This window comes from Oceanobacillus arenosus (assembly GCF_003369575.1).
Taxonomy (GTDB): Bacteria; Bacillota; Bacilli; order Bacillales; family Amphibacillaceae; genus Oceanobacillus; species Oceanobacillus arenosus.
Genome location: NZ_PIOC01000032.1, coordinates 133,713 through 143,177 on the forward strand (window position 1 = coordinate 133,713; position 9,465 = coordinate 143,177).

General features: G+C 36.7%; 10 protein-coding genes and 1 rRNA gene. 3 read left to right on the forward strand and 8 right to left on the reverse strand.

Annotated features, from left to right (window positions below; translation table 11 throughout):
- Positions 1-240 precede the first annotated feature (240 nt).
- Positions 241-990 (forward strand): dihydrodipicolinate synthase family protein, encoded by a 750-nt coding sequence (locus CWR48_RS19200; protein WP_245976870.1) that lies wholly within the window; start codon positions 241-243, stop codon positions 988-990.
- A 144-nt stretch (positions 991-1,134) separates the two neighbouring features.
- Here CWR48_RS19200 and CWR48_RS19205 read toward each other — a convergent pair whose 3' ends face one another.
- The 5 genes from CWR48_RS19205 to CWR48_RS19225 form a co-directional block, all read right to left on the reverse strand.
- Positions 1,135-1,512, reverse strand: coding sequence for a hypothetical protein (locus CWR48_RS19205; RefSeq protein ID WP_115774895.1), 378 nt, complete (start codon positions 1,510-1,512; stop codon positions 1,135-1,137).
- A gap of 149 nt (positions 1,513-1,661) precedes the next feature.
- Positions 1,662-1,961 carry a phage holin family protein gene (locus CWR48_RS19210; RefSeq protein ID WP_115774896.1) on the reverse strand — a complete coding sequence of 100 codons (300 nt, stop codon included), beginning with the start codon at positions 1,959-1,961 and terminating at the stop codon, positions 1,662-1,664.
- Positions 1,962-2,108: 147 nt separating this feature from the next.
- Entirely contained in the window at positions 2,109-3,026 is a 918-nt protein-coding gene (locus CWR48_RS19215; protein ID WP_115774897.1) for a VOC family protein, read from the reverse strand.
- 285 nt (positions 3,027-3,311) lie between these two features.
- The gene (locus tag CWR48_RS19220; RefSeq protein ID WP_115774898.1) at positions 3,312-3,815 is read right to left on the reverse strand and encodes an LURP-one-related/scramblase family protein; all 504 of its coding nucleotides are present in this window, start codon (positions 3,813-3,815) and stop codon (positions 3,312-3,314) included.
- A gap of 284 nt (positions 3,816-4,099) precedes the next feature.
- The gene (locus tag CWR48_RS19225) at positions 4,100-4,948 is read right to left on the reverse strand and encodes a pyridoxamine kinase (RefSeq protein ID WP_115774899.1); all 849 of its coding nucleotides are present in this window, start codon (positions 4,946-4,948) and stop codon (positions 4,100-4,102) included.
- A gap of 227 nt (positions 4,949-5,175) precedes the next feature.
- On the opposite strand from CWR48_RS19225, the gene CWR48_RS19230 reads away from it, so the two are divergent.
- Positions 5,176-5,715, forward strand: coding sequence for an ECF transporter S component (locus CWR48_RS19230; protein WP_115774900.1), 540 nt, complete (start codon positions 5,176-5,178; stop codon positions 5,713-5,715).
- A 208-nt stretch (positions 5,716-5,923) separates the two neighbouring features.
- Here CWR48_RS19230 and CWR48_RS19235 read toward each other — a convergent pair whose 3' ends face one another.
- Both CWR48_RS19235 and CWR48_RS19240 read right to left on the reverse strand, forming a co-directional pair.
- Complete coding sequence (locus CWR48_RS19235; RefSeq protein ID WP_115774901.1) at positions 5,924-7,051, reverse strand: 5-methyltetrahydropteroyltriglutamate--homocysteine S-methyltransferase; 1,128 nt, start codon at positions 7,049-7,051, stop codon at positions 5,924-5,926.
- A 440-nt stretch (positions 7,052-7,491) separates the two neighbouring features.
- Complete coding sequence (locus CWR48_RS19240; RefSeq protein ID WP_115774902.1) at positions 7,492-8,112, reverse strand: hypothetical protein; 621 nt, start codon at positions 8,110-8,112, stop codon at positions 7,492-7,494.
- A 406-nt stretch (positions 8,113-8,518) separates the two neighbouring features.
- Here CWR48_RS19240 and CWR48_RS19245 point away from each other — a divergent pair, with 406 nt between their 5' ends.
- Entirely contained in the window at positions 8,519-9,085 is a 567-nt protein-coding gene (locus CWR48_RS19245) for a permease (RefSeq protein ID WP_115774903.1), read from the forward strand.
- 292 nt (positions 9,086-9,377) lie between these two features.
- Here the strand turns inward: CWR48_RS19245 and rrf are convergent.
- A 5S ribosomal RNA gene (gene rrf, locus CWR48_RS19250) occupies positions 9,378-9,465 on the reverse strand; the annotation flags it as partial.

Genomic DNA, 9,465 nt, shown 5'->3' on the forward strand with positions numbered 1-9,465 from the left:
AGTTTGACGATAACATTGGAATAGGCAGCCAGATATCTTCCCTCCACTATCTTATTTCCCAAAATTTAAGGAGAATATCAAAAATCGCCACTTCCCTAACTTTGAAATAAAGTATAAAGTGGACAAGAAGGACAAGGGGATAACATACATGCTAACAGAAAATGTTCATATCGCCGTGCCAACAATTTTTTTGAAGATGAATCCTTAAATATCCAAGGGACAATAAGCCATATAAGAAACCTGTATAAACAAGGAGTAAAATCTGTTCTTATCTCCGGGTCTACTGGAGAACAGCATAGTTTAACCCTCCAAGAGAAAATTGAAATAATCAACGGTTTAGAACTGGAAGAAGAACGCATTATTAATATGGAAATTATATTCGGTGTGGCTTCAATTAGACAGAATGAGGCAGAGGAATTAGCTGAAAAGATTCGTCACACAAAAATGTCAGGCATCACGCCTGGATATCCAACGTATGTTATACCATCACAAGAAGAAGCATTGGTTTATACAAAAATAGTTATAAATCTTAGTAATAAACCTACAATTTTATATAACAATCCAAAAAGAACTGGACTTGACTTATCAGAAAAAAGCATTATTCAATTAAGTAAAATAGACTTAGTGGTTGGAATAAAAGATGCTGGAAATAAAGAAAAAGTTGAACAAATAAAAAACGGGATAGGTCGAAACAATTTTTATTTTTATGCTAGTGGAGAAGTCGATTTAGAAGAAAAAGTATTACATGGATATAATCGGCTTTCTTCCATTGCCGGGAATGTTTCCCCGACGGAAATAAGTCAATGGTTTCAAAAAATGCCGATGAAGCAAAAAGTAAATAAACAAGAAAATGAAAGAATAGAAACTATTATGGAACAAGTTTATCAAGGGAATGCTATTGTGAATGTGAAAAAAATCATGAACCATATGGATATTCCGCTGGGGATTTGCAGGAGTCCAGTAGGGAATATTGAAGATGTGAATCATTGAGGGTTTATAGTGGTATGCACATTTATTAACCCTAAACGACTGCCTTCTTTACATCAAGTCTTAGATGAGATTGCTTAGGGTTAATAGATGCAGCTGTGAGTTTTCCTGCTGTGTTCCTGAACAATAACGAAAGGATTATTTTCCTCATAAACTAACTACCTTACCTAATCCATCCTCGTTCACTTGATTTGGCATGTTCTCAGGCAGGTTTCGCCAGGAAATCAATACTTTCTCATCATTTATTTCCCTGCTTACATTAGCAATATAAACTCTTATTTTCCTATCCTCATGTTTTTTTAAATCGATTGGTTCAGTAATAGACGCTACTGCCAGATGCCGGGCATTTCCGATTTTCAGTGAAATACGATACATTCCCGGCTCGGGTATAATGATGGATGGATTCATGTTCACCGTTACACTATGGTAATGAGAAAACATGCTGCTAATATCACTTCGAGTAATATAGCCCGGGGTTTGATAACTAATTTCAGATAAAGAACTACTTGCCTTTTTTACTTTCATCGTTGATCACTCCATTTTATGTGTTAGGCAATTTTATTTGTGAATTACTTCACTTAAGTTTATTATACATGAAAACGCTTTATAAATAAAGAGGGAATTCACATGAATTCTGTAAAGATATTGTAAATGTTCTATAAAGGACCCTAAATTTACTTTGCAGTGTCTTTTTTATCTGTTCTCGCCAATCTTTTTTCCTGTATGCCGAACAGTGTATTATGAAGTAAATCGCGGAGGATCAATTCTGCACCTGTCACAAGGATTCCTTGAACAACGGATCGAATATCAAAGCCAAAATAAAGCAAACAAGCAATAATTGCAAAGGCAACCTTTATCCAAGAATGTACCCAGGTAGGAATCATTGGCGTTTGGCTTAATAATATTCCAATAAAATATAAAACGGGAATTAATATCAATGTTTCATGCCGTAAATATATGTTTAATAAGTCCATGTTATAATCTCCTCTTTACTAGAAACATTCATTCTTCGTTTTTTTCATTTTAATATATGTTATTAGATGTAAAAGTGATTCAACATGTGGGAGGAAATTTGAAAATTATTAAAACGAACCAAGGTGCCTGTCCCCTTGGTCCGCTTCCTATTTTGCTCTTATAATAATTGGATTTTCACTTGGATCCTTTAATTGAATCGACCCTTTATCCATCCGCACAAATGAAATTTCATTTTGTCGTAAAATGGCCTCTATTCTCTCTAAATCTTCGAAGTCTTTTAGTTCTAGTGTAAAATAGCTCAACCCTGTTGCGTCTTGGGGTGGATGTGGATTGTTTAAACCGTTCCAGACATTGCCAGCAATGTGATGATGATATCCATCAGTAGAAACGAATAATGCAGTGTCCATAATCTCCTGTGGCTCAAAACCTAATGTAGTATAGAAGTCGAGCGTCTCTTTGACCGTTCTAATTCTTAAATGAACATGCCCAACTGTTGTACCACTAGGCAACTTCCCATCTGCCTGAAAATCCGCAAGTTCCGCTAGTTCTTTGAGATTTAGTGGATGACTCCCACCAGGGTATTTATCCCAATCTTCTCGTTCTCTATCGGCATAAATTTCAATTCCATTCCCCTCGATGTCATACAAATAAAAAGCTTCACTATAACCATGATCACTTGCGCTATCCAATCTGGCAATTGGCAAGATATTTTCAAAATGCGTATAGCGGCTGGCTTGTTCCCTCGGACTATCTACATCCTTTTTTGAACGAAGAATATGGAAGAACTTAGTTGCCAATGCTTTTCTTGACGGTAATAAAAAGGCAATATGGAAGATTCCAGTTGTTAGTGGCTCTTGATATTCGCTAGCTGTTTTATTTAAGATCAATAAAGGCTTTGTATCATTTTCGCCAGCTAAATAGACTTTATCTTCTTCTCTTTTAACAACACACAAGCCAACAACTTCCTCATAGAATTTAACCTGCCTATCTAAATCTATTACCTTGAATTCTACCTCCCCCACTGAATAACTTGGGTTAAATTCCTGTTCTTCCGTTACATTCATCTGTGTTCCTCCTAATACTATTGAACTAATTTAAAGTAATTATAGGCAGATTATTCCGAGGAGTCAAGTGTGCTTTAATGGGCAAATGGGATATAGATTTGACGGTTATCTGCATGTAGCGGATGAAGGACCAGATCCTGAGTCTTTCCCATTAATCTTCTCTTGATTCATCTAGATAACTCCTTTTGTTTCTCAAGCATTAACATTAATTAAATGATTTACTTCAACTGTTATTTTCAAGTTTCAATTTCTAATGAAAAGCCATCAGCAGTTTATATTACGTCCCTAGCCAAAGTCGATGCTACCTGCCGAGGAGGAATCTTGATCAGCCTTCACACAATCAACGGCCACTACAAGGGCAATCATAAGCGTCTCCATCTCTTCCTTCAAGACTTGAACCTTGTAGCTGTCGCCCCAGGTGAACCATTCCTTGCTCACTTCCCCGACGACTTCACCATGCTGGTACACCTGAAAGTTCATGTCCCACCAGTTGCCACGCACTTCAATACCAGCTGCATCAATCGTATAGCGTGCCTTGAAGAAAGAAAACTCCTTCTTAATCGTTAGCACCTCTCGACCATTCACCTCGACCAAAAACTTCGGTAAAAAGCTGAATATCTTTTTCGTAATGAGTGCCACTTCATCCCTTGTTGTATTCATAATGGAGAAAGTCTTTGGAACTCGCAGAAAACTGCCCTCCACGTAATAAACATCCTGCTCCTGCTGATCCTTTACCGTAAACTTGCCGCTTAGACTGAATACCTTCTGTTTTATATAAAGTTGCCTCATACTGCGCCCCCTTAGCTATTGTATATTACGAAATGCCAACCACATCAGAGATAATAATGATGTGAGATTTTATCCCGAATTAACGGGCTGTAAGACCCTTAACGAAAAGAATTTGAGAAAACCCAACAATTGTAAGTGGGGGATCAACTGAAAGTCAAAATCCCGATTCTGTTCAACTAACATTCAGTGGGGGGATAAAGAAAACTCCCACTGAATGAAGTTTCACTTTATGTAGATAACTAGAAAAATAGACGCATTATATCAAAATACCTTTTATATTCATTCTATAATAACACTCCCAAATACTTCTCAAAGTTAACTCCTTCTACTTCAGGAATTTGTTCCAAGGAAGAGTCATGGATTGCCTCTTTCAAGAATGCTACTGCAAGCTGTACGGCCTTTTCCAGGTTTTCTCCACGCATCATGCTTCCCATGATCACTGATGCGAATAAATCGCCCGTACCAGAATAGCTTTTACCATTATACGGCATCGCACGATAAAAGGTTTCACTTCCATCCAAATACATATTGCCGATAAACTGCTGATCTGAATCTGCTGACGGTGGATTCACACCAGTGATGATCACTTTCGCGCCAGTCTCTTGCTGCAAAGTATTTCCAGCTTCTTCTATCGCTTTCATATAGTCCGTCACATTGGAGTAGCGATGAATTCTTTCATAAGATAATCCGGATAACAAACAACACTCCGTGACATTTGGTGTTATCACAGCTGCACGCTTCACTAATTCCCTCATTCTTACGAGCAATTCATCGGTAAAAAGTTTATAGACTTCCCCCACATCCCCCATTACCGGATCTACAAGTAACGTCGTTTCTTTAGTATGAAATTTATCTAAAAAATTATAAATATTTTTTATTTGCTCACTACCGGTAACGAAGCCGGTATAAATCCCATCAAATGTTACTTGAAGCTTACTCCATTCCTCTGTGAAATATTTCATTTTGGATGTGAAGTCCTCGTAAAAATAACTCGGATAACCGGTTTGTGCAGAAAGTACAGCCGTTGGCAAAGGGCATGCCTGCACGCCCATTACGGAAAGAACCGGAATCGCAGCTGTTAATGAACATTTTCCAAAAGATGATAAATCCTGTAATACAGCAACCTTTTTCATAATAACCTCCATAAGACCTTTCAATTTAAACTTTATTCATATTATCACAAAAATTAGAATGCGCTCAAAGAAATAACTTAATGGCAGTATATCACCTCTCTCTTTTCAAACTTGTATATGCTGCATTTTCACAAACTGACCCCATCGTTTTTTATTAAATTGGCACTTTTGTAAACATCAATCTTTTGTTAAAGTTATAAGAAAATTCTAGTAAGGGGTTTATCAATATGGAAAATACACAAGGTCATTTAAAATCACGTCAAAAAACATTAGATTTAATTATTACATCCATGTTAATTGCACTTGTTTTTGTTTCTACTGTCTTCTTGAATATTAGACTGCCAATTGCTGCAAATGGAGGCTTAGTTCACCTGGGGACAGCAATGCTGTTTATTGCATCTATTTTATTTGGCCCTAAAAAAGGAGCGATTGCCGGAGCGATCGGAATGGGGTTATTTGATATGGTTGGAGGCTGGCTATTATGGGCACCTATCACCATTGTGTCGCGTGGTTTACAGGGATACATCGTTGGTAAAATTGCTTGGTTAAATGGCCACAAAGGCAATAGCATTGCATTAAATCTAACTGCAACAATCGTTTCTATTCCATTTATGGTAGCTGTTTATTACATTGGTGAATCATTTCTTTACGGTAATTGGATTACACCTTTAGCTTCGATACCTGGAGATCTCGTTCAGAATGTATTAGGAATTATTATTGCGATTCCAATTTGTGTTGCCCTGAAAAAGATTGCTTATTTTAAGTAGGGAGTTAAGCGGACCGAGGGGACAGGCACCTCGGTCCAGTGCTTTTCGGCATCACCGTCTTATCGCTGTAGTTAAAGAAAACCCAAAATGAAAAAGCCCAATTTCTCTGCAAATTACAATAGAAAAATTGAACTCTTTCGATACTTATCATTAAAGCACCCGTTTCAAACTACTGGCTAAATAACAAAGACACTAATGCCGATTATCATTAATTAGCAGGTACTTTGCCCCATACATCCTCAGTGATTTTAATGATGTGACTAATTTTATTCCATTGTTCTTCTTCCGTTAAGATATTACCTTCTTCTGTACTGGAAAATCCGCATTGAGGACTTAATGCTAAGTTTTCTAAAGGAATCGATTCACTTGCTTCTATTATTCTGCCTTTAATCATGTCTGGATCTTCAAGTTCTGGGAATTTAGAAGTAATTAATCCCAGTACGACAACTTTGTCATCACGGTTAAAGCTCTTTAGGGCTTCAAAATCGCCTGAACGCTGATCATCATATTCCAGGAAGAGTCCGTCTACTTTTAGGTCAGCAAAGATCGCATCGGATATTTGATCATATCCGCCACTTGTAATATAGGTTGATTTGAAATTGCCTCGGCAAATATGCATTGTGATGATCATGTCATCCGGTTTTTTAGAAATCGCATCATTTAAACAACTTACTCGAGTATTAATGATGTCCTTTACGTCCATGTTGAGCTTTTCAACGACTGCTTGGATACGTTCTTCTGAAAAAAAGTCAATCCAAGAAGTATCATCTAATTGTAAATAGCGACAACCCGCATCATAGAAAGCTTGAATGGCCTTTTGGTAAGCCGCTACTGTATCCTGATAGAACTGCTCTCTGTTTCCGTTATAATACTCATCGCCCTGAATTCTAGTGAATAACATATTAGGACTTGGAATTGCAAACTTAGCAACTTGACTTCCATCGCCATATTTCTCTACTGCTTCTTTTAGGAATTTAAAATGCTCTAACATATAATGATCATCACAATCTACTTTATCAACAACCTTAATGGCATTATTTCTTGTTTTTGCACCTTTAAAGTTACTTACGTATTCCGTTTCAAATTGTTCAACACCCTCTAAACCAGATAAGAAATCCAAGTGCCACCAAGAGCGTCTGAACTCACCATCCGTAATTGACTTAAGGCCAACTTCGATTTGCTTTTGTACAAGTTTCTCAATTTCTTTATCTTCTACTTCTTTTAAGGAAGCCCTATCGATCTTACCATTTGCATAATCTGCTCTTGCCTGTTTAATTGGTTCCGTTCTTAGAAAGCTCCCTACATGGTCAGCCTTCAATGTTAACTTATTTGCCATTTGTATGTATTCTCCTTTATGTTAGCCAAAATTCTGATATATAAATTTCTAAGAAAGGGGGTAATTACCGTTAGCCAATCCTCTTCTTATTTGCTTGATGTAAAATATAGTATACCACTGATAAATTAATATAGTGTAACACTTAAAATCTATGTCTTGCTATATCTTTTAACTATACCAGAGAACATTATTATGTTGTATGTACAAAAGTGATCTTTCAAGCTTGTACCTTTTGCATGAAATTTACCCCTATGGAAAGTGATCCTGCCAGTACTTCTTCTTTATACAGAAGGAAAAATCACCTCACAAAAAATAGAGTATCGCAAGTACGCTCCTCTAAATAGTGTTAAGCTTCTCCTTAATAGCTGTAGATGTTGATAAATCTTTCCACTTAGAAACTTCCTTTGTTAATTGTTCTATATGTTTTTAATCACCAACTTTTAATAATATTCGTCATAATGCCTTTGTGAAATTGCCCCCATTTCTAATGCGCGTTTTGGATTGATGAGGGATACAGGACTTATTGCAAAAATGTAATAGCCTATTAGATGCATGAAGCCAAAAACGATAACATTGCCTCCACTTGTTTCTATTGCAACTTGCATGCTAATGTAACCAAACACTCCTAGAACAAATATGCCGAAAGAGTAATAGAATAGAAATGCACGATGTGCCTTATTACCATTTTCATCGATACCAGCAATATTACGGATAAGCTTTTCCCGGTTGATAAAGCCAATTAGAAATGTAATTATATGGACGATAATCGTTAACCATCCAATCCAAGTCCCCCAAACAATATTAAACAATGGAATTGCCGAATATATTAATATCATAGTTAACATGACAAACACATTAATACTATTGAGATGGATACCACTATGTCCATACTTTAACCAAAGAATAAATAATAGAAGTAAAACGGCCGGAATGGTAAACATGGTGACAATGAAAATCTTCAAATTCTCAGTAATTCCACCCATTATTGGAGCTATTATTATACATACAATGATAACGTTAATTATATTTGTTTGTTTGATCGGCTTTCTATTCTCCCTCATTTGACTCCCCCTTATTTCTGTCTTCGCAAAATTTCAAAATGAACAAACACCCAAAGCAAAGTAACCATTTAGTTACAATATTCTACGTTAATTGGTCCTGGTCGGTTTCAAATGACAGGAAAATTAGGGCTAATAGACTAGAAATTACGATTGCACATCTATTGATAAATGGAAAGAGAGCACTATGATTAAAGCATAAAATTACGTATACAACTAATAGATAGCAAGCGTCCACGATGAGGCCACCTCACCATGACTGTTTATTTCCCCAGAGTAATAATATCCTATGTTTATTATTATTATGTAAATTTTTAAATATTTTACAATAACATCTGAAGATAAACCTTATAATTATAAGTGCCAGATTTATCTCATATATAGTTAGAATTTTAAGGAGGACGTTCATATGTTTGCTGGACACTTTGGAGTTGCCGCAGCAGTAAAAAGCAAAACACCAGAAATCCCGCTTTGGTCGTTACTGGTCAGCACGCAATTGCTTGATATTGTGTTTATTCCATTTAGTTTAGCTGGGGTAGAGTCAATGGAGCCAATTGGTGAAGGTGGCTATGCAAGGATGATTATTCATGCGTTCTACACGCATTCATTGGTTGGGGCACTAGTATTAAGCATGCTGGCTGCATGGATTGCGGGGAAGTTTTGGGGCAAGAAATCAGGAATAATTATTGGCCTCGTTACACTTAGTCATTGGTTTCTCGATTTAATCGTTCATCGCCCAGATATGCCAATTCTTCTGGGTAATATCGGTAATTTCCCACTTCTTGGTTTCAGTTTATGGGAAGCTGTTTCTATTAGCATCTTGATAGAATTTCTGCTAATTGCTGCTGGGTCCTTTTTTTACTTCAGATATGCAATCCAGACGTCTAGTTCAAAACACAAAGGAAAAGCCATTGCAGCTGGATGTGCAATGACTGTCTTTCTCTTTCTTTGTTTAGGTATGGATGTTTTTTTATAATTAATTAAAGAACCAGGGGGACAGGCACCTTGGACCAACACTTTCACCGCACCCTATTGTCCTAGTAGTTAAGGAAAGCCCAACTTCTCTGCAATTTATAATAGCAAGATTGAACCTTTTCGGTATTTAAATAATACGCTCGTTTCATAATAATGGCTAAATAACAAAGACACTACTGCCGATTATCTTTAATTAGCAGACACTTTACGCATTATCAATTTATATCCTTCTCCAGAAAATTTAAAAAACATAACAAAAAGAGGATACCATTTTGTATCCTCTTTTAACTATAGCCTGGCGGCGTCCTACTCTTGCAGGGACAAAGTCCCAACTACCATCGGCGCTGAAGAGCTTAACTACTGTGTTCGAGATGGGAACAG